The 19645-nt window shown below is 70.5% G+C and carries 20 protein-coding genes; 5 read left to right on the plus strand and 15 right to left on the minus strand.

From position 1 onward, the window contains the following. Nucleotides 1–73: 73 nt before the first annotated feature. From ACEN9V_RS17005 to ACEN9V_RS17030, 6 genes are all read right to left on the minus strand, one after another. A complete protein-coding gene (locus ACEN9V_RS17005; protein WP_413601304.1) occupies nt 74–1390 on the minus strand; it encodes a GNAT family N-acetyltransferase in 1317 nt (438 codons plus the stop codon). Between the two features lie 36 nt (nt 1391–1426). After that, on the minus strand, nt 1427–1954 hold the full coding sequence (locus ACEN9V_RS17010; protein ID WP_413601305.1) for a hypothetical protein: 528 nt from the start codon (nt 1952–1954) through the stop codon (nt 1427–1429). 11 nt (nt 1955–1965) lie between these two features. Continuing rightward, the gene (locus ACEN9V_RS17015; RefSeq protein ID WP_413601306.1) at nt 1966–2556 is read right to left on the minus strand and encodes a signal peptidase I; all 591 of its coding nucleotides are present in this window, start codon (nt 2554–2556) and stop codon (nt 1966–1968) included. Further along, on the minus strand, nt 2544–3437 hold the full coding sequence (locus tag ACEN9V_RS17020; protein ID WP_413601307.1) for a hypothetical protein: 894 nt from the start codon (nt 3435–3437) through the stop codon (nt 2544–2546). Before ACEN9V_RS17020 ends, ACEN9V_RS17015 begins: the two co-directional genes overlap by 13 nt. Beyond that, nucleotides 3434–4033 carry a TasA family protein gene (locus tag ACEN9V_RS17025; RefSeq protein ID WP_413601308.1) on the minus strand — a complete coding sequence of 200 codons (600 nt, stop codon included), beginning with the start codon at nt 4031–4033 and terminating at the stop codon, nt 3434–3436. Before ACEN9V_RS17025 ends, ACEN9V_RS17020 begins: the two co-directional genes overlap by 4 nt. Before the next feature lie 68 nt (nt 4034–4101). Continuing rightward, nucleotides 4102–4656: an alternate-type signal peptide domain-containing protein gene (locus ACEN9V_RS17030; protein ID WP_281265346.1), complete on the minus strand. Its 555-nt coding sequence runs from the start codon at nt 4654–4656 to the stop codon at nt 4102–4104. 373 nt (nt 4657–5029) lie between these two features. On the opposite strand from ACEN9V_RS17030, the gene pnuC reads away from it, so the two are divergent. The 3 genes from pnuC to ACEN9V_RS17045 are packed head-to-tail and all read left to right on the plus strand — an operon-like array spanning nt 5030 to nt 7124. Further along, on the plus strand, nt 5030–5695 hold the full coding sequence (gene pnuC, locus ACEN9V_RS17035; protein ID WP_402729385.1) for a nicotinamide riboside transporter PnuC: 666 nt from the start codon (nt 5030–5032) through the stop codon (nt 5693–5695). Between the two features lie 33 nt (nt 5696–5728). Then, a complete protein-coding gene (locus tag ACEN9V_RS17040; protein ID WP_413601309.1) occupies nt 5729–6418 on the plus strand; it encodes a hypothetical protein in 690 nt (229 codons plus the stop codon). Nucleotides 6419–6476: 58 nt separating this feature from the next. After that, nucleotides 6477–7124, plus strand: coding sequence for a TetR/AcrR family transcriptional regulator (locus ACEN9V_RS17045; RefSeq protein WP_413601310.1), 648 nt, complete (start codon nt 6477–6479; stop codon nt 7122–7124). Nucleotides 7125–7268: 144 nt separating this feature from the next. Here the strand turns inward: ACEN9V_RS17045 and ACEN9V_RS17050 are convergent, their stop codons facing one another. Genes ACEN9V_RS17050 through ACEN9V_RS17065 form a run of 4 tightly spaced genes read right to left on the minus strand, consistent with a single transcriptional unit; the run spans nt 7269 to nt 12176 of the window. Beyond that, nucleotides 7269–8927 (minus strand): glycoside hydrolase family 13 protein, encoded by a 1659-nt coding sequence (locus ACEN9V_RS17050; RefSeq protein ID WP_413601311.1) that lies wholly within the window; start codon nt 8925–8927, stop codon nt 7269–7271. A 35-nt stretch (nt 8928–8962) separates the two neighbouring features. Next, entirely contained in the window at nt 8963–9823 is an 861-nt protein-coding gene (locus ACEN9V_RS17055) for a carbohydrate ABC transporter permease (protein WP_402729711.1), read from the minus strand. Between the two features lie 44 nt (nt 9824–9867). Beyond that, the gene (locus ACEN9V_RS17060) at nt 9868–10851 is read right to left on the minus strand and encodes a carbohydrate ABC transporter permease (RefSeq protein ID WP_413601312.1); all 984 of its coding nucleotides are present in this window, start codon (nt 10849–10851) and stop codon (nt 9868–9870) included. A gap of 29 nt (nt 10852–10880) precedes the next feature. Continuing rightward, nucleotides 10881–12176, minus strand: coding sequence for an extracellular solute-binding protein (locus ACEN9V_RS17065; protein ID WP_413601313.1), 1296 nt, complete (start codon nt 12174–12176; stop codon nt 10881–10883). 137 nt (nt 12177–12313) lie between these two features. On the opposite strand from ACEN9V_RS17065, the gene ACEN9V_RS17070 reads away from it, so the two are divergent. Further along, nucleotides 12314–13525, plus strand: a complete 1212-nt coding sequence (locus tag ACEN9V_RS17070) for an ROK family protein (RefSeq protein ID WP_413603078.1) — start codon at nt 12314–12316, stop codon at nt 13523–13525. On the opposite strand, the gene ACEN9V_RS17075 is transcribed toward ACEN9V_RS17070, so the two are convergent. Genes ACEN9V_RS17075 through ACEN9V_RS17085 form a run of 3 tightly spaced genes read right to left on the minus strand, consistent with a single transcriptional unit; the run spans nt 13512 to nt 16142 of the window. Then, nucleotides 13512–13943, minus strand: a complete 432-nt coding sequence (locus ACEN9V_RS17075) for a hypothetical protein (protein ID WP_413601314.1) — start codon at nt 13941–13943, stop codon at nt 13512–13514. The two genes, ACEN9V_RS17070 and ACEN9V_RS17075, sit on opposite strands and share 14 nt — an antisense overlap. Before the next feature lie 52 nt (nt 13944–13995). Further along, nucleotides 13996–15210, minus strand: a complete 1215-nt coding sequence (locus tag ACEN9V_RS17080; RefSeq protein ID WP_413601315.1) for an ABC transporter permease — start codon at nt 15208–15210, stop codon at nt 13996–13998. Further along, on the minus strand, nt 15207–16142 hold the full coding sequence (locus ACEN9V_RS17085; RefSeq protein ID WP_413601316.1) for an ABC transporter ATP-binding protein: 936 nt from the start codon (nt 16140–16142) through the stop codon (nt 15207–15209). Before ACEN9V_RS17085 ends, ACEN9V_RS17080 begins: the two co-directional genes overlap by 4 nt. Before the next feature lie 106 nt (nt 16143–16248). Here ACEN9V_RS17085 and ACEN9V_RS17090 point away from each other — a divergent pair, with 106 nt between their 5' ends. Next, a complete protein-coding gene (locus ACEN9V_RS17090) occupies nt 16249–16827 on the plus strand; it encodes a hypothetical protein (RefSeq protein WP_413601317.1) in 579 nt (192 codons plus the stop codon). Here ACEN9V_RS17090 and ACEN9V_RS17095 read toward each other — a convergent pair. Together ACEN9V_RS17095 and ACEN9V_RS17100 are read right to left on the minus strand one after the other, a co-directional pair. Then, a complete protein-coding gene (locus ACEN9V_RS17095; RefSeq protein ID WP_413603079.1) occupies nt 16824–18059 on the minus strand; it encodes an alpha-hydroxy-acid oxidizing protein in 1236 nt (411 codons plus the stop codon). The two genes, ACEN9V_RS17090 and ACEN9V_RS17095, sit on opposite strands and share 4 nt — an antisense overlap. 86 nt (nt 18060–18145) lie before the next feature. Further along, on the minus strand, nt 18146–19642 hold the full coding sequence (locus tag ACEN9V_RS17100) for a rhamnulokinase (RefSeq protein ID WP_413601318.1): 1497 nt from the start codon (nt 19640–19642) through the stop codon (nt 18146–18148). Nucleotides 19643–19645 lie beyond the last annotated feature (3 nt).

Here is a 19645-nt window from a genome sequence, read left to right on the forward strand (position 1 = left end):
CCGCACCGCGTGTTCGCGTGGTGCGGACTGCTTTCGGTTGTGCGGGAGCGAAACGCGCCGCGGCGCGCCCTCGTCAGAAGTACGTGATGCCGTGGGGCGTGCGCGGCGGCAGGAGCATCGCACGGAGGAGCACCGGCACGGCCGGGTCCGACGCGCGCAGGAGCCCGGCGGCGGCGAGCGTCACCGGGTTCACCGACCCGATGAGCAGCGCACCGAGGTCGGCCACGTCGAGCGCGACGTCGACGTCGGACTCAGCGGTGGCGGAGAGCCGCGTCACGGTCCCGACCCCACCGGACACGTCGAGCCGGTAGGTCCCCGCCGCGAACCCGAGCGAATCGGTGACCGCGAGCGTGACCGAGCCGTCGGCAGCGTACGGCCGGGACGTCAGGGACGCGGCGACGTCGAGGACACGGAGCCAGACGTGGTCTTCCTCGTGGTCGACGTCGTACGCCCGGTTGTCCCCGAGTGCGGCGACGATCGGGTCGTCGAGCCGCGACCGGTTGTACTTCACGACGTCGTTGAGGTCGATCGACAGCAGGAACTCCCAGAGCGACAGGTAGGCCTCGTCGGTCGCGTACACCAGGTCGACGATCTCGACCGCGGTGTCCTTGCCGGACTCCTTCACGCGCCAGGTGACGTACCCGTCGACGTCGTCGGAACCGTCCGCCCGGTGCACGGCGGCCCTGACGTCCTTCGCCTTCTCGCCGTCCCCGGTCAGCTCGCCGAAGACGACCGGCCAGGTCCCCGTGTTGCGCACCATCGAGCCGGGCGTCCGGGCGTCGAAGCGCGCGAAGACGTCCTGACCGACACCGTCCGCGAGCCACGAGAGCGGCACGACGGACACGGTCCCCGTGGTCGGCACGAGGAAGGGGAGCGCCCGGTTGCGTCGGACGCTGACGGCGCGCTCACGGATTGCGCAGCCGAAGCCGAAGCGCCGGTAGATCGTCCCCTCAGAGGCGGTGAGCGACGCCATCGCGTAGCCCTCCTCGACCCCGCGGCGGAGGGCGTGGGTCATCATCGCGCGGAGGATGCCCCGTCGGCGCTCGGTGGGCCGCACGGTCACGGCGGAGATCGCCTGCGTGTCGACGGAGCTGCCGTCGCCCCACGAGAGTGCCTTCCGGAACCAGGTGAAGGTGCCGGCCGGCCAGGTCTCGTCCACGGACCCGGGGAAGGGCTCCCGGACGTAGACGCCGAGGAACGTCTCCTCGTCGGCGATGAAGTGGGACGCCATGCGCGCGGCGGTCTCCGGCGACGGGTCCGCCTCGTGGAAGCCCATGCCCACGGACCGCATCCAGTCCGCGGTGCGCTCGTCGGGCGCACCGGAGTCGTCGATGGCAGGGGTGAACTCCCGCAGGTCGAAGCGGGCGTCGAATTCGTCGTTGATCGGCACGAGCCGACCCTATCGGTGCTCGGTGACCGTCAGGGGTCAGTCCGTCGCGCCTGCTGGCGGTTCCACGAGCAGCCCGACCCGGTCGGCGAGGTACTCGGCGAGGGGCACGGCCGTGTCGGCTGCCGGCGACCAGCGGACGAGGGGCTCGTCGTCCTGCACGAACAACGCGCCGTCGGCACCGATCAGGTGCTCGTCGAGCGGGATCGGCTCCGCGCCGTGGTTGACGGTGTCGCCCGCGTGGAAGCGCCCGCGCGCGGCCGCAGCCCGGTACGCCCGACGGACCTCGGCCGACACCGACTGGAACTGGGACCGGCCGGGCTCGGTGACCCGGGTGATCGTGCCCGTCGCCCACACCCGGCCACCGGTCTCGAGCGACGACCCAATGAGCAGCGCCCCCACCCGCCAGACCCGTCCGAGCGGACGCATCGTGGGTTCACGGCGGATCCCGAGCACCGCCTTCGGCTCGACGTACTCGCCGAGCGCCTCGTCCGGCACGTCCGCGTCGCGGAGGCGTCGTGCGGCCTCGTCGAGCAGTTCGCGTGCGCGCATCACTCCGTCCGTCACGTCACCCGAGCCTAGACGTGGCGCCCACGACCTCCGCGCGATCGACGTCGGCGGCGGACCGATGACGTCACCCCGATGGTGATCATGGCCGCGCTGTAGGCCAGCAGGATGCCAGCGACGACGGGGATCAGCCAGCCACGGGACCCGTTGACCAGCTGGTTGACGTACCCGACCTCGGGGATGCTGTACCAGACGACACCGCGGACCTGGGCGGCGGTCACCGGCGAGGGGTCCGGCTCGGCGTTGTTGTCGCCCTTGAGCACGAACGTGCGGGCACCGTCGGAGGACGACTCGACGGCGACCACGCGGTGGCTGATCACGGCCGGCTGCCCGGAGACGATCTGGTACGTGACGACGTCGCCGATCCGGATGTCCTCGAGCGGAGTGGGCTTCACGACGAGGAGCGTCCCGGGCGGCAGCGTCGGTTCCATCGACTGCGTCAGGACGGTGAGCGGGGTCGAGTCCGTCGCCTTCGGGATGACGATGAGGACGACGGCGAGTCCCGCCACGATGACGAGCATCCCGGTGCTGAGGCCGAGCGCGACGGCGTGCAGGACCGCTCGCCATCCGGTGCGCTCCCGCATCGTGTTCAGGCGCCGCATCGGATCGCCGGCCCGTCGTTCTGGGTGAACAGCGTCACGGAGCCGCTCCCGGCGACGGTGCTCGTCGGCTTCCCCGCGCTGTCGAGCACCCTGACGTCGACGGTCTGCGTGCCGCTCGTGGCGACGCTCGACGGGACGTCCGACGGCGCGATCGTGATGAACCCCGAGTAGTCCTGCGCCTTCTGTCCGACCTGGGTGTCCTTCACGAAGGCTGCGTAGAAGGTGTCCGTCGGACGCGACGACGCCGGCCACCGGACGTCGACGTAGTTCCCGCTGTGGTCCGTGCAGGTGAGGGCGGGGGAGGCCGTCGACGCCGCGGACGTGTTCATGTAGAAGCCGCCCTGGACCGAGGTGGACGTCCACGTCCCCGCGACGACGGTCAGCGCGATGTTCACGTTCGTCGTGGTCGATGCGGGAGCGGACGAGGTCGGTGTGCTCCGGACGCACCACACGGCTGCGGCGCCGGCAGCGAGGTCCGAGGTCATGCTCGGCAGGGACGCCCACGTGCCGCTCACCGATCCCGTGCCCACCGCCGTGGATGCGGTGCACGCCGTCGTCGACGCGACCGGCCACGCGACGACGGAGATCGCCTGCGCCAGCGCGGTCGAGCTCCCGGCGACGACGGACGCCGTCGTGGCGGTCGTCCCGGCGATCGATCCCGAGTTCGTGAGCGTGACCGGCTTGGTCACCGAGGTCACCGTCGACGAGAACGTCGTGGTCATGTCGCTCGTGCCGCTGATCGACGCGGACATCTTGCCGATCGTCGTGCTCGACGACGTGGTCCCGCTGGTGGTCCAGAGTGCCCAGGCGGCGGTCGAGCCACCGACGACGAACACGACGGCGAGCAGCGCGGCGAGCACCACGCGGAACCGGCGGCTCACGGTGCCACCTGCGTTCCCGTGACGGTGAGCGTGAAGTCCGTCACCGCTCCGGCGACGGACTGCGGTGCGTCGGAGCCGAGGCCGACCTGGACGCACGCGATGCCGGTCGCTCCGACGGGCAGGGTGTAGTAGCCGCTCCCGGTGTCGAAGGTGGCGATCGGGCCGCTCGCGCCGGACAGGCCGGCGCGGCAGTCGGCTGCGGTGTTCACCGAGGCCAGCCGGAGCGTCTGCGCGCCGAGGACCGTGGCGTCGGACGTGCTCGCGTACGAGACCTTGGTGGCGGTCGTCGCGACGCGGATCGAGAGCGGCACCGATCCGGTGTTCTTCACGGTGAACGTCCCGGTCGTGCTGTGACCAGGCGCGAGCACCGAGGTGTTCATCGGGCTGAGCGCACCGACCGTGACGGTGGCGGTGCCGGACTTGACGCTCGATGCGTTCGTGCTCGCCGAGGCGTTCCAGAGGGCGTAGGTGCCGCCGGTGCCGAGCAGCGTGGTCACCACGGCGACCGCCAGGACGAGGGCGGCGAGCCATGCCCAGGCGTGGAAGCGCAGGCGAGCGCGCGGGGCACGGTGGCGCCCCGTCGGTGCGTTCGTCATGCGCGTCTCCCCGCTGGTCGTGGAGGGAGCGGCGTGGTCGGCGGATCAGGGGCCGACCACGCCGCAGATCAGGAGCCGATCGCGGTCTGCGTCAGCGTGAAGGCGAGCGCACCGACGTTCACGGTGCCGTTCTGACCGGTCGTCGCCGAGGAGGGCAGCTCGATCGTGAAGACGACCTTGACGGGGGAGGTGGTGCTCGACGGCGACACCACGAAGGTGTTCGCGTTCGAGGTCGACTGCACGACCGACGCGCTCGTCGAGGTCACGGCGAGCGTCTTCGTGGTCGCGGCGACCAGGGCCGAGTCGCCCGTGATGCTCTGGCTCGCGTAGGTCAGGTTGGCCTTGAGGTCCTGACCGGTCGCGCCGATGTTCAGCGTCTGCGTGAACTGGTACTTGTTGCCGGGCACCATGAGGACGTTCGCCGGGTTGATGGTCGTCGAGCGACCGTTGGTGATGTCGGTCCAGACGCCGTCGTTCGCCGCGCTGAGCGTCAGCGTGCCCGAGCTGACAGCGCTGGCGGCGGTGGAGGCGCTGGCGTTCCAGAGGGCGAAGGTGCCCGCTCCGCCGAGGAGGAGCGCGACGCCGGCGGCGCCGGCGATGGCACCGGTGACGATCTTGTGCATGAGGAGTCCGTTTCTGCGCACACAGGGGCGCGGAAGGCCACCGGCACGCGGGTTCGGGTTGGCGCGCCGGCAGGACGGTGTCATCGGCCCCGGGGGTCGGGGGCCGCGGCTGACCTGTGCCGAGAGCGGACCGCCGGGCTCCGGGGTCGTGAGCGACTGCTGACGACCCGGGCGGGCAGGATTCGTTCCGGTATCGAAACTACCCGTCCCCCAAAGTGCGGACAAGAGGAATCATGCGTCTGAATGCACCCAATCCGGGGGCCATTTTTGTCCCCGAGACAGCGGACACTGTTTGTACCCCGATCACAGACGACAAGCACAGGAATGCGCACGGCCCCAATACGGTTGCACGCACCGGAAACGAGGAGGGCCCATGGGCATCGTGCGCTGGCTGTTCGACGCGCAGATCGTCATCGGCGACCAGACCGTGCTCTGGCGCGAGGTGATCGGCAACGTCTTCGGGCTGCTCAGCGCCCTCGGCGGCATGCGCCGCAAGGTGTGGGCGTGGCCTGTCGGCATCGTCGGCAACGTCCTGCTCTTCACGGTCTTCATGGGTGCGCTCTTCGACACCCCGAACCCGGTCAACCTGCTCGGCCAGGCCGGACGCCAGGTGATGTTCATCATCGTCAGCGTCTACGGCTGGTACCGCTGGACCCATCGCCCCGCCGAGTCGACGACCGTCATCGACCCGAAGTGGGCGTCGTGGCGGACCCGTGGACTGCTCGTCGTCGGCATGGTCGGCGGGACGCTCGTGCTCACCCCGGTCTTCCGCGCGCTGGGGTCGTACGAGCCGGTGTGGAGCGACGCCTGGATCTTCGTCGGATCCCTGCTCGCGACCTACGGCATGGCGAAGGGCTGGGTCGAGTTCTGGCTCATCTGGGTCGCCGTGGACCTGGTCGGCGTCCCGCTGCTGTTCTCCGCCGGGTACTACGCGTCCGGGCTGATGTACGTCTTCTACGGCGTCTTCACCCTGACCGGCTTCTTCGTCTGGATGCGGCAGCGCACGAAGCCACCCGCGGCTCCCGTCACCGTCGGCTGAGCGCCACCGGGGACCGGACGGCATGCTGGGAGCATGAGCGACGGCGCGTTCCTGACCGGCCTGCGGGTGTTCCGTGCCAGGCGGCACGAGTTCCTCGACCCGAGGCGCACCCGACGTCGGACGATCGTCTGTGGTTCCGTCGCCGTCATCGTCGGTGCGGCGTCGATCGTGTCGGACGGGCTGACCGGATGGCTCGGGACGCCCCTTCCGCAGACGATCGTCACGGCGGTCGCCTTCGCGGCGGCGATCGGGTGCTTCGCCGCGGTGTTCTTCCGGAACGCCCGGAAGCTCCAGGCCCAGCGGTGGCAGCCGTTCCCCGGCGGATGGCGACGGCACGAGCGCATCGGGCAGCAGTTCGCGGCCCGACCGCCGGAACTCCTCCCCGAGGACCGCGACGAGGTCCTCGCCCAGGCGTCGAGGATGGTCGAGCCCGCGATCGCGAGCACGGATCGGGTGCGCTGGATCCCGTTCGGGTGGCTCGCGGTGTGGATCGGCGCGCTCGCCAGCGGGCTGGCGTCCACGGAGAGCCTCGTCGTCCTGCTCATGCCACCGGTGTTCCTGTTCCTGCAGGGTGGGAGCGTCGTCGCGACGGTCGTGTGGCTCGGGCGGGCGGAGCTGACCCGGCGGCGGGTCGAGGCGACCCCGCCCTGGACGCCACCGGCGGGACCAGCGGCGCGAGGCGCCGACCCTCGCGGGTCGAAGCTCGGGTTACCGGGCGACTGAGCGCACGGCCCCCGGTCTGGGACGCGACAGGTCCTCGTCGATGCGATGGGATGTCCCGGTGGAGACCCTGACTGACGACACGATCGTCGACGAACAGACGATCGCGGAGCGCCTCATCCGGGCGGCCATCCGCGCCTACCGCCTGCACCCGTTCACCGAGGTCGACGCGGCGGTCGTCGCGGACATCGCCGGTGTGCCGCTCGACGCCGTCGTCCGTGCGTTCCCGACGTGGGACGCCCTGCTGCTGGTCACCTACGACGCGTGGACCGACCTCCGCGGATCGACCAGACGCCAGAAGCCGGCGACGACGATCGACTACGTCCGGATGACCCTCGCCGAGGACGTCGCCGACCCGGGTCTCGTCCGGGTCCTCGCCGGCGTGATCAACATCGCGGGCGCCGACACCACCTTCGCGGAGCTGTTCCGGAAGCGGTACGCCGAGTACGTCGGTGCGCTGACGGCGGGGTTCCAGCGCGACTTCGACGCGGGCACGGAGGACGCGGTGGTCTCCGCCGAGCACGCGGCCACGCAGCTGCTCGCCCTGTACCAGGGACTCCAGATCCAGCTCCTCGTGCGACCGGGCCTCGACGCGCTCGCCGAGTACGACCACGCGGTCCGCGCGCTCCGCGCGGGCTGGCGGCACCGTCGCGTCCCGGCGTGGGACCTCGACGGTGTCCCGACGTCACCCGTCCTGCCTGCCGGCTGACGTCCTGGACGCACCCCGTGACGGACGGGAGGCACGGTGCCTGCCCGCACCGTGCCTCCCGCGCGCGCCCCGCATGTTGCGACGCGCCAGCGGCGCGCGGCGCCAGCGCCGACCGAGCCTGCGAGGTCGGTTGCCTGGATCCTGCTAGGCGCGCAACCAGGCGGTCCCCACGCCCGTCAGGGCGCCGTCTGCCACCGGCGCCGAGGCGAGCAGCAGCGCACCCGCGGGGAGCTCGTACGGCTCGTCTCCGAACACCGTGACGTTGGTCCAGCCGTTCGGCCGGCGGAACGCGAGCACGTCGTCGCGACCGGTGTCGAGCCACTCGAGGCGCTCCTCGGACTGCAGCTGGCCACGGAGGCCGAGCGCCTTCCGGTAGAGGTTCAGCGTGGAGTCGGGGTCGTCGTCCTCAGCCTCGACCGAGAACCCGCCGAACCACGCCGGCTGCGGCAGGTGCGAGCCACCTGAGCCGAAGCCGAACGACGACCCGTCCCTGGTCCACGGGATCGGGACGCGGCAGCCGTCACGGCCGACGTCGACGCCCGGGTTCCGGAAGAACGCCGGGTCCTGACGGTCGGCGGCGGGGATGTCGCCGACCTCCTGCAGGCCGAGCTCCTCGCCCTGGTACATGTACGCCGAGCCCGGCAGCGCGAGCTCCAGCAGCGTCGCCGCCTGCGCGCGCCGGAGCCCGAGCTCCTGGTCGAGTGCGTCCGGCGAGCCGCCGGCGAGCAGCCACGCGCCGCCCTGCTTCTCGGTCGCACCGTTCCGCGGCGGCAGTGCGTAGCGGGTGGCGTGCCGGACGACGTCGTGGTTCGAGAACACCCACGTGGTCGATGAGCCGGACTGCTCGGCGAGACCGAGGTTGAACTCGATGATCGACCGGAACGACGGCGCGTCGAAGTCGGCTTCGAGCAGGTCGAAGTTGAACGCCTGCCCGAGCCCGTCGGCGCTCGCGTAGCGGGCACGGCGGTCGGCGGCGACCCACGCCTCGGCGACCGCGGTGCGGGCCGGGGTGTACTCGTCGAAGACCTTCCGCCACTCCGCGTAGATCTCGTGGACGTCGTCACGGTCCCAGAGCGGGTGCGTGCCGTCCTTCGGCATGGCGGAGAGTTCGGCCCAGGTCGGCAGGACCTCGCCGAGGTCCTTCGAGAGCCCGTGTGCCACGTCGATGCGGAAGCCGTCGACCCCGCGGTCGGACCAGAAGCGCAGGGTGTGCAGGAAGTCGTCCCGGACCTCCCGGTTCGCCCAGTTCAGGTCGGGCTGCTCCTTCGCGAAGCTGTGCAGGTACCACTGGCCGTCGCCCGTTGCGGTCCAGGCCGGGCCGCCGAAGATCGAGACCCAGTCGGCCGGTGGGTTCTCCGCGGCGGGACCGGTGCCGTCGCGGAACACGTAGCGGTCGCGGGCCGGGCTGCCGGCGGGCGCGGCGAGGGCCTCGCGGAACCACTCGTGCCGGTCGCTCGTGTGGTTCGGGACGATGTCGACGATCACCCGGATCCCGGCGCCGTGCAGGGCGGCCACCATCGCATCGAAGTCCTCGAGCGTGCCGAGCTTCGGGTCGACGTCGCGGTAGTCGTCCACGTCGTAGCCCCCGTCGGCGAGTGCCGACGGGTAGAAGGGGCTGAGCCAGACGGCCTCGACGCCGAGCGACGCCAGGTAGGGCACGCGCTCGGTGATGCCGGCGAGGTCGCCGATCCCGTCGCCGTTCGCGTCCGCGAAGGACCGCGGGTAGATCTGGTAGACGCTCGCCTGGCGCCACCAGGTCTCGTCGGTGGCCGTCGGGTCCTGTGCGGTCAGCACATCGGTCATGAGGGGTGGTGTCCTTTCGGTGGTGCTCGTGTCGGTCACTTGATGGCGCCCTGCGTCACACCGGACATCACCCATCGCTGGGTGAGGACGTACACGATGATGGACGGCGCCATCGCCATGAGGTACGAGGCGAACGAGACGTTGTAGTTGTTGCTGAACTGGCTCTGGAAGATCTGCTGCAGCACCGGGAGGGTCTGCAGCGCCGGATCGGCCGTGATGAGCGCCGGCATCATGTAGTCGTTCCAGGACGCCAGGAACGCGAAGATCCCGACGGTCGCGCTCATCGGTGCCAGGAGCGGGAACAGCAGCCGCCAGAACACCTGGCCCACGCTCGCGCCGTCGATGCGGGCGCTCTCCTCGAGCTCACCGGGGATCGAGCGGAGGAACGCGGTGAAGAGCAGCACGCTGAAGGACAGCTGGAACATGATGTGCAGGATCGCGACGCCGATCGGGTTGTCGAGACCGACCATGCCGGTGAGCTTGACCTGCGACAGCGCCAGGACCGGGAACGGCAGGAACATCGCGGCCAGCAGGTAGAAGAACGACCAGCGGAACAGCCGGTGCTGCCAGTTGTGCGAGATCGCGTAGGCGGCGAACGACGCAAGGAGGATCGTCCCGGTGACGGAGATCGCGGCGACGAGCACGGAGACGCCGAACGCCCGCGGGAAGTCGGTCAGCTCCCAGGCCCGGACGAACCCGTCCATGCTGAACGGCGCCGGCAGCGAGAACGCGTTGCCGTCGAGCGCCTGGCTCGTGGTCTTGAACGCCATCACGACCGTGACGTACAGCGGGACGAAGACCGTCAGTGAGCAGATCGCCAGGATGATCGTCAGCGGCCAGTTCCAGCCGCTCTTCGAGCGACGGCCGCGGGCGGCGTCCGCGTCGATCGACCGCATGCTGCCGGTGCGGGTGGTGGACGGCTGGAGCGGTGCAGGGAGCGTCATGAGAAGAGGGCCTTCCCGCGGCTGAGCCGCAGCTGGACGAGCGCGAGGATGACGGTGATGACGAAGAAGATCGTCGCGTTCGCCATCTGGTAGGAGTAGTCGCCGCTGTTGAACCCGTTGAAGATCGACATCGCGACACTCGTGGTCGCGGTCCCCGGGCCTCCGGCGGTGAGACCGACGATCACGTCGTAGGCGTTGAGGAAGTTCTTGAAGCCGAGGATCAGGTTGATGACGATGTAGCCGGCGGTGAGCGGCATCGTGATCGAGACGAGCTGCCGCCACGACGACGCGCCGTCGATGGCCGCGGCCTCGTACACCTCGCCGGGGATCGCGAGGACCCCCGCGATGTAGATGAGCAGCGTGCCGGGGATCGCCTGCCACGTCGTGACCACCACGATCGCGATCCAGGCGAGGTCGGGGTTCGCGAGGATGCTCGTCTCGAGCGGCGCGATCCCGAGCGTCGTCGCGAGCTCGGGCAGGCTGTTCGAGAAGAGGAACGAGAACACGTACGCGATGACGATGCCCGAGATGACCATCGGCAGCACGAACACCGCGCGGAGAGCGACCTTGGCACGGATGCGGCTCGTCAGGGCGATCGCCAGCAGGAGCGCCAACGCGTTCACGACGAGCACGGTGACCAGCGAGAAGCCCATCGTGAACAGGTAGGCGTGCAGGATCGCCGGGTCGGAGAAGATCGCGAGGTAGTTCGTCAGGCCGGTGAACCCGAACTCCCCGAACCCGACCGAGTCGGTGAAGCTCAGGACGATGCCCATCACGGCTGGGACGGTGATCGCCAGTGTGAACACGACCAGGGTCGGCAGGAGGAAGGCGAGGAAGACCGGCTGGATGCGGTGCACCCGGGACCGTGCGGTTCGTGGTGCGCGACCACTCGCGGTGGGGGAGCCGCCCCGGTCGGGATCGGGGCTGTCGGTGGGGGTGTTCCGGCGGCTGCCGCCGGAGGACGTCGTGGCGATTGCCATGGTGATCGTCTCCTCGGTCCGAGACCGGGTCAGGCCTTCCGGCGCGCCACGCGCGCCCAGTCGGCATCGAGTGTGCGGAGCTGCGGAGCCGGGTCGCCACCGAGGGCGATGGACTGCGCGTAGTTGGCCACGGGGATCTCGGCCGGCACGAGCTGCGACGGGCCGAGGTAGAAGGCCGCGTCGTCGTAGTACTGCTGCATGCCCTTGAGCGTCGGGTTGGCGACCGGGGGCGAGTCCTTGCGGGTGCCGAACCCGTTGTTGTCCGCGTTGTACTTGTCCGCGACGTCGGGGGACATCAGGAAGCGGAGGAACTCGCGCGCTGCCTCCTGCTTCTTCGACGCCTTCGGGATCCAGAGCGCCAGGTCGACGTTGACCCGGACCTTCAGGTCGGCGGGGTCGTCGGTCGCGGGCATCGGGAACGTGCCGAGGTCCATGTCCGGGTTCGTCTTCGCGATCTCGATGAGCGCCCACGGACCCTGCAGGTACATCGCCGACTCGCCCTTCGCGAACGCGAGGTTGCCGTCGCCGTACGCACGGCTCGCGGCGTTCTTGTTCGACCACTTCGCGAGCTGCGCCATCCGGTCCATCGGCGGTGCGAAGTCCTTCGAGAACGACACGGGGGACGACGGCGTGAGCGACGTGCCCTCCTTCTCGAGCGCCGAGAAGGTCTTCCCGACGTCGAGCATGCCGCCGATCGAGTAGTCGAACATCCCCTGGGCGAGCGTCCACGTGTCCTTGTAGGTGTTGTAGAACGGCGTGACGTCGGCGGCGAGGAGCTTCTCGCAGATCGCCTCCAGCTCGGACCAGGTGGTCGGGATCTCGATGCCCTGCTGGGCGAAGATCTCCTTGTTGTAGATCACCGACGCGGCGGTGACCGAGTACGGCAGCGCGTTCCGCTCGCCCGGGTAGGACGCCGTCTGTTCCATGAGTGTCCAGAGGTCCGGGTTGATGGCCTTGGCCTCGTCCATGTCGGACAGGTCGGTCAAGGCGCCGTGCTCGACGAACGACACCATCGCGTAGTTGTAGTTCAGGCAGCCGAGGTCCGGCGGCGAGCTCCGCACGAAGTCGGCCGGCAGCGACGACGTCGAGTCACGGATGACCCGGATCTTCGACTGGCTCTTGTGGAACTTCGCGATGACGTCGTCGAAGTAGCCGATGACCTCGGGCTTCGAGACGTAGAACGTGATCGTCTCCCGACCGGAACCCGACGAGGCGGGAGCGCACCCGGCGAGGGCCAGGCTCGCGCCGACTGCGCCGGTGCCGAGGAGGAAGGACCGACGACTGAGCGCCGATCGGCTCAGCGGTGAAGCGGTTCGTGCGTGCACGTGAACTCCGTCCGACGGGTCTCGGCGCCCTTGCCGTCCCGTCCCCCCGACTGCTCCGATGCGGTCGGTGCACATAATCTAGCGAGAATATTTAGGAAAGCAAGGAACTCGTGACGCGGTATCTTCAGCCAGTGACCATGCTCCCCGACCTGCTGCGACGCTCGAGCCTCGAGACGGTGCTCGACGTGGCGTTCGCCGAGCAGGCGTTCACCGCGAGCACGGTGATGGCACGGACCGGGCACACGCGGTCGACCGTGCTGACGGCGTGCGACGAGCTCGTCCGGCTCGGGTGGATCGCGGAGCTCGACGACGCCAGGGCGGCGGGGGAGTACCGGATGGGTCGCCCGGCGAAGCGCTACGAGCTGCGGAGGACCGCCGGCGTGGTCGTCGGGGCCGACGTCGGGCAGTCACGCGTCGAGGCGGTCGTCGCTGACCTGCGGGGAGCCGTCCTCGCCCACGCGGAGGAGCCCGTCCGACCCGACTTCGACGACGCCGACCGGGACGCCCGTGATCGTCGCGCCGCGGTCCTCCGGTGCGTCACGCGCGCACTCGCCGACGCCGGGCACGCCGCCTCGGACGTGCTCGTCACGACGATCGGCGTCGCGGCGCCGGTCGACGCGCACGGGCGGTCCCCGAACGAGGACGACGGGTTCTGGCACCGCATGAACCCCGGCTTCGAGGACGTCCTCGCCGGTCACGGGGCGATCGTCGTCGAGAACGACGCGAACCTCGCCGCGATCGCGGAGCGTGCCAGGGGTGCTGGTGACTCGTTCGCCGCACTGCTGTCCGGGGAGCGCTTCGGCACCGGCCTCATCGTCGACGGGGTCCTGCTGCGCGGCGCACACGGTGGTGCCGGCGAGATGCGCGTCCTCGCCCTCGTCGAGGGCGTCGGGACACCGGAGGGCATCGGCGCTGCGTGCCGGACGCTCGCGACCGAGGCGCTCGCTGCCGGTCGGATCGCGCCGGGTTCGGTGCTCGCCGAGATCGCGGCGCGGAGTGCGCTCGACGCCCAGGCGGTGTTCGCGGCTGCTCGGGACGGGGACGAGGTCGCCCTGCAGATCGTCGACCAGCTCGGTGAACGGCTGGCGAAGGCGACCATCGTGCTCGCGAGCCTGCTCGACATCGAGCGCGTGTACGTCGCCGGGGCGATCGCGCAGCCGGCGGCCGCGGTCATCGCGCGCGCGAACGCCGTCCTCGGCAGCGGCGCGTTCCGTCCGGTGCCGGAGGTCGTCGCGTCCGCGCTCGGGCCCGACGTCGTCCTGATCGGCGCCGCGCAGCGTGGGCTCGACCTCGTCCGGGCGAACCCGCTGGCGTTGTCCCTGACTGGGCGGTCGGTCAGCGCGTCCTGACCTCGGCGGACGTCGGCCACCCCGGGAAGATCCGTTCCCCAGCCCGGCGGGCGAGCAGGGTGACGGCGAGCAACGGCAGGCTCAGCGCCGCCAGCGAGCTCGCCCACAAGACGAACGCACCGTGGAACACGAGTGGGGTCACGGCCATGACGGCGATCCACGTGAGCGCCGCCCAGCCGCGAGCGGGGTGTCCGATCGCCCACCGCGTGTCCCGCGAGCTCAGGGCGATCGCCACGATCATGAGCGAGGTGATCGGTCCGGGGGACTCGGAGAGCGCGATGTCGTCGACAGTCGACCGCAGGATGCCGAACCCGATCACGAGCACCGCGAACAACACCGTGACCGTCCGGGCGACGGCGAGTGCGACCAGGGTGCCCGCGCCGACGTCCTGCCGTTCGCGGGTGCCCGTGTCGATCACGACCGCACGATAGCGCTCGGCGGACGGTGTGGGAATCGCGTGTGCCGTGAGATCACCGGGCCCGCCGCCAGGAGAGGATCTGCCGGACCGTCACCTTCGACCCGTACTGCGCGACCGAGTGCCGGAACAGGTACTGCGCGAACCACAGCAGCAGCCCCGCGACGACGAACACCTCGACGATGCAGACCACCGACTCGAGCGGCGACAGCGACCCGACGGCGTTCCGGACCATCGCGGTGATCGGGGTGAACGTCGGGAAGTACGTGAAGACCGCGACGACGGGCGACGAGGGGCTCGTCATCACGAAGAACGCCGCGTAGATCGGGATGATCAGCGAGAAGATCGCCGCGGACTGCAGCGCCGAGGCGTCCTTGATCGTCGGGACGGCGGCGCCGACGGCGACGAACAGCGCCGACGCGAGCAGGACCCCGCCGACGAGCAGGAGTGCGCCGACCACCATCCGCCACGGATCGACGACCACGTGCCCGACACGACTGGCCACCAGCGGGATGACGACGACGAGCGACAGCAGCCCCGGCACCAGGAACACCCCGATCTGCACGAGGCCGACGAGCAGCATCGCGATGACCTTGCCACGGATGAGGTCCCCGGCCGTCACCGTCGTCAGGATCATCTCGGAGATCCGGTTCTCCTTCTCCTCGACGACCACCGTGACCATGCGCGCGGCGAGCAGCAGCACGAGCCCGAAGAACGCCGCCAGGTAGACCATCGGCGGCAGGATCGACAGCCACCCCGGCGCGACCTTCCCGTCGGCGTAGGCCGTGACGTCCGCTGCAGGCGGCGACCGTAGGATGTGCACCGCCTCCGCGTCGTCCACGTTCGCGGCGACGCTCTGTTCGAGCACCCGCTCGGCGAGCGACGAGTACCCGCCGTTCTCGAAGAGCCCCTTGTCCTTGGCGGTGACCTCGATCGGGTCCTCGGACGGGGACTCCGGGAACACGACGAGCGCGTCGAGGCGTCCGGCGACGACGTCGGCACGGTCGGCGGCCTCGTCCGTGGACGGCGTCCCACCCCAGCGCGCCGCCACGGACTCGGAGACGAGCCCGGAGCGGTCGACGTAGTGGAACGGCGTCTTCTCGGCGGACGAGCTCGACACGACCGAGTTCGTCCCCGCCGCCTGCCCGACCCCGACGAGCAGGGACACCACCACGATGACGAAGGGCAGCGCGAGGGTGCCGATCCAGAACGCGGGCTTCTTCACCGCGCGGACGAACTCGAACCGGATGACGGTTCCCAGACGGCTCATCGCGTTCCCCCTGCAGCGCGTTCGTCCGCGCCGGCGTCGTGGCCGTACACCTGCACGAAGATCTCGTCGAGCGGGATCCTCCGCATCTCGAAGCCCGTGACGTGCACGCCGGCTCCGACGAGCGACGACAGGATGTCCGACCCGTCCGTGGCTGCCGAGGTCGACGGCACCAGGTACGCGACGTGGCCCTCGTGCCGTGCGAGCTTGTAGAGCGGCGACGTCGGCACCGCTCCGTCGAGCGACACCTTCGCGACGGCGCCCCCGAAGGCGTCCTGCACCTCGGGGATCGTGCCGTACGCGGCCGCGGTGCCGTCCTTCAGGAGCAGGATCCGGTCGCAGAGCCGTTCGACCTCGTCCATGTGGTGCGTGACCAGGATCACGGTGGCGCCGTCGGCCTTCCGCTCGTCGACCAGGTCGAGCAGGAGCCTGCGGTTCACCGGGTCGAGGCCCTTGGTCGGCTCGTCGAGGATGAGCAGCCGCGGACGGTCCATGATCGTGATCCCGAGCTGGACCTTCTGCTGCTGGCCGCCGGAGAGCTTGTCGATCCGGAGCTTCGCCTTGTCCGCGAGCCCGACCCGCGCCAGGTACTCCATCGACCACGCGGTGGACGCCGAGCGTGCCATGCCACGGAGTGCCGCGAAGTACGTCATCACGTCGATGACGGACTCCTTCCGGTACAGCCCACGCTCCTCGGGCAGGTACCCGATGCCGCCGGTCGCCGGCCGGTACTGCCGTCCGTCGATCGTCAGGGTGCCCGCGGACGGCGACGTGATGCCGAGCAGTGCCCTGATCGTCGTCGTCTTGCCGGAACCGTTGCTGCCGAGGAGCCCGAAGGTCTCCCCGGGTGCGACGTCGAACGACAACCCGTCCACGACGGTACGGTCCCCGAAGCGCATGACGAAGTCCTGCACGCTGATGCTCGCCCCGGCCATGCAGCCCCCTTCTCGTGCCGCCGACCCTACCGGGAGGCGATGTGCCCCGACCTCACAGCAGCACGCTGCCCGGTGCGGGCATCTTGGACTGGATCGAGGGAGACCCATGGAACGCTTCCGGAAGTCGTCGCTGCCAGTGCTGCTGCCCGTCCTGTTCGTCCTGCTCGCGGTGCTGTGGTTCGGCATCCAGTTCGTCACGCGGCCCGCGCGCCAAGACGTCGGTGCGCTCGTGATCGGGTCCGTCGTGTACGCGGGCCTCATGACCGCCTTCTTCGGGATCGGCATCGCGCGGACGCGACGTCGTGCCGGCGGAGCGGACGAGGTGAGCCGGATCCGTCGTGCCGTCAAGACCGGCGTGGTGCCCGCCGGCGTCGACCCGGCGACCTGGACACCCGAGCTGGAGCGGGCCCGACGTCAGTACCGCCGCAACCGGTGGTTCGGGCCAGTGGTCTTCGTGCTCGCCACCGCGCTCGGAGTCTGGCTCGCTGTGACGGACGGGCCGGTCTGGTGGGTGTTCGTCGCCCTGTTCGTGGGGTTCCTGGCCGTGAGCCTCGTCGACACCCAACGGAGCCTGCGCCGGCTCACGCCGATGCTCGAGGACCTCCGGCAGCGGCCACAGCGGGCGGCGGACGGCCCGGCGCCGACGCCCGGCGCGACGTGGACGCTGCCGGACGCCCCCAGCTAGGGGCGAGCGACCGGCACCAGGCGGGCGAGCTGCGTGACGTGACCTGGCTCGAGCTCGTCGAGCGACGTGACCCCGAGCAACCGCATGGTGCGCTCGATCTGCTCCGACAGGATCTGGATCATCCGGTCGACCCCGGCCTCGCCCCCGGCCATCAGTCCGTAGAGGTACGCCCGACCGACCATCGTGAACTTCGCTCCGAGCGCGACGGCCGCGACGATGTCCGCGCCGGACATGATGCCCGTGTCGAGGTGCACCTCGGTGTCGTTCCCGACCTCCTTGACCACCGAGGGCACCAGGTGGAACGGGATCGGGGCACGGTCGAGCTGGCGTCCACCGTGGTTCGACAGCGTGATCCCGTCGACGCCCATGGACGCCAGGCGCTTCGCGTCCGCCAGGGACTGCACGCCCTTGACGACGACCTTGCCCTTCCACTGGTCGCGGATCCACGCCAGGTCCTCGTAGGTGACGGTCGGGTCGAACATGTGGTCGAGGAGCTCCCCGACGGTGCCGGACCAGCGATCGAGGGACGCGAACGCCAGGGGCTCGGTCGTGAGGAAGTCGAACCACCACCACGGCCGCGGGATCGCGTTGACCACCGTGCGAGCGCTCAGCTGCGGCGGGATCGAGAACCCGTTGCGCTTGTCCCGGAGCCGCGCACCCGCGACGGGGACGTCCACGGTGACGAGCAGCGTGTCGAACCCGGCCTTCTCTGCGCGGGACACCAGCGCCATCGACTTCTCGCGGTCCTTCCACATGTACAGCTGGAACCAGTTGCGCCCGTGGGGGTTGGCGTCGCGGACGTCCTCGATCGCGGTGGTGCCCATCGTGGACAGCGAGAACGGGATCCCGGCGCGTCCGGCGGCCCTGGCCCCCGCGCGCTCGCCCTCGGTCTGCATCATCCGGGTGAACCCCGTCGGTGCGATGCCGAACGGGTACGACACCGGGGCGCCGAGCACCTCGCGAGACGTCGACACGCTGGAGACGTCCCGGAGGATCGACGGCGTGAACTCGATGTCCTCGAACGCCTGCCGTGCCCGCGCCAGCGAGATCTCGGCCTCGGCGGCACCCTCCGTGTAGTCGAACGCGGCACGAGGGGTCCGGCGGGCGGCGATGTCCCGGAGGTCCCAGATCGTCAGCGCCTGCTCCAGCCGACGCCGCCGCGCGTTGAGGTCGGGTTTCTTGAACTGCATCAGGGGCGCCAGGTCGTGCACGGTCGGCAGCTGCCGCCGCATCCTGGTCCGCGCCGACGACGCGGCTCCCGCGGTCGGTGCCGGTGCGCCCGTCGCCGGGTCGACACGTCGCTGGTCATCGGTCGAGGTCATACAGACATCCTACGTCTCGGGGTGGATGGGGTGGTGGTTCGTTCCGTCGTCGGGGTGTACCGAACCGGTTCGACCGTGCGCGCGACCACGGTTCGCAGTGCCTCGAGGGACGCGCCGTCGAGGCCGGCAAGCCCGGCAGCCCGGGCCTGCACCAGGATGTTGCCGAGTGCGGTCGCCTCGACCGGACCCGCCAGGACCGGTAGTCCGGTCCGATCGGCCGTCAGCTGGCACAGCAGCCGGTTCTGGGACCCGCCCCCGACGATGTGGACCTGTCGGATGTCCTTGCCGGTGATCGTGGCGATCGTCGCCAGCGTCGCGGCGTAGGCAGCGGCCAACGACTCCAGGATCGACCGGACGAACTCCGCCCGCGTCGCGGGTGCCGAGCGTCCGTGCTCGGCGCACCAGGAGGCGATGCGGGCGGGCATGTCGCCAGGCGGCGTGAACGACTCGTCCGCGACGTCGAAGAGGGGAACCGGGGCGGTGACGGCCGCTGCGGAGGCGAGCAGGGCCTCCAGGTCGATCCGGTCGCCACCACGTTCCCAGGTCCGGACGCTCTCGGAGAGCAACCACAGTCCTGACACGTTCTTGAGGAACCGGACCCGGCCGTCGACACCGCCCTCGTTGGTGCAGTTCGCGTCGCGGGCCGCGTCCGACAGGACGGGGGCCTCGAGCTCGACGCCGACGAGCGACCACGTGCCGCTCGAGATGTAGGCGAAGTCGCCGGTCGTCGCGGGGACCGCGACGACGGCCGAGGCCGTGTCGTGCGACCCGACCAGCGTGACCGGTGCGCTGCCGCCGACCAGGTCGGCGACGGCCGGCAGCAGGGGACCGAGTCGGTCTCCCGGGTCGCGGAGCGTTGGCAGGAGTCCGGACGGGAGGCCCGCAGCAGCCCGCAACGCCGGGTCCCACCCACGGGTGGTCCCGTTGAGTGCCCCGGTCGTCGAGGCGTTGGTCCGCTCGGCCGCCTCGACGCCGGTGAGCCAGTACCCGAGCAGGTCCGGGACGAGGAGGGCGCGATCGGCGAGGTGCAGCGTCGGGTCCGCCGCCCACTGGAACAGTGTGTTGAAGGGCAGGTGCTGCAGGCCGTTCCTGCTGTACAGCTCGGCGGCGTCGAGCCGTGCGTGCACCTGGGCGACGCCGTGCTCGTGCCGGTCGTCCCGGTAGTGGGACGGCAGGCCGAGCAGGCGCCCGTCGCGGAGGAGCCCGTAGTCGACCGCCCAGGAGTCGATCCCGATGCTGGCGAGGTCGGGATGCCGCCCGAACGCGTCCCGGAGTCCGTCCGTCACGTTCCGGTACAGCTCGACGACGTCCCAGTGCAGGGCCTCCCGGTCGTGCTCGTGGAGCGCGACCGGGCCGTTCGGGAACCGGGAGACGTGCTCCATCCGCACGCCGTCCGTGTCGACGTGCCCGACGATCACCCGGCCGCTTGTGGCGCCGAGGTCGACCGCCGCCACGCTGCCGCCGGCATCGCTCCGGCCGCCGCTGCTGCGCATGTC

Origin of the sequence: Curtobacterium sp. Curtsp57 (genome assembly GCF_047324335.1) — a bacterium.
GTDB lineage: Bacteria > Actinomycetota > Actinomycetes > Actinomycetales > Microbacteriaceae > Curtobacterium.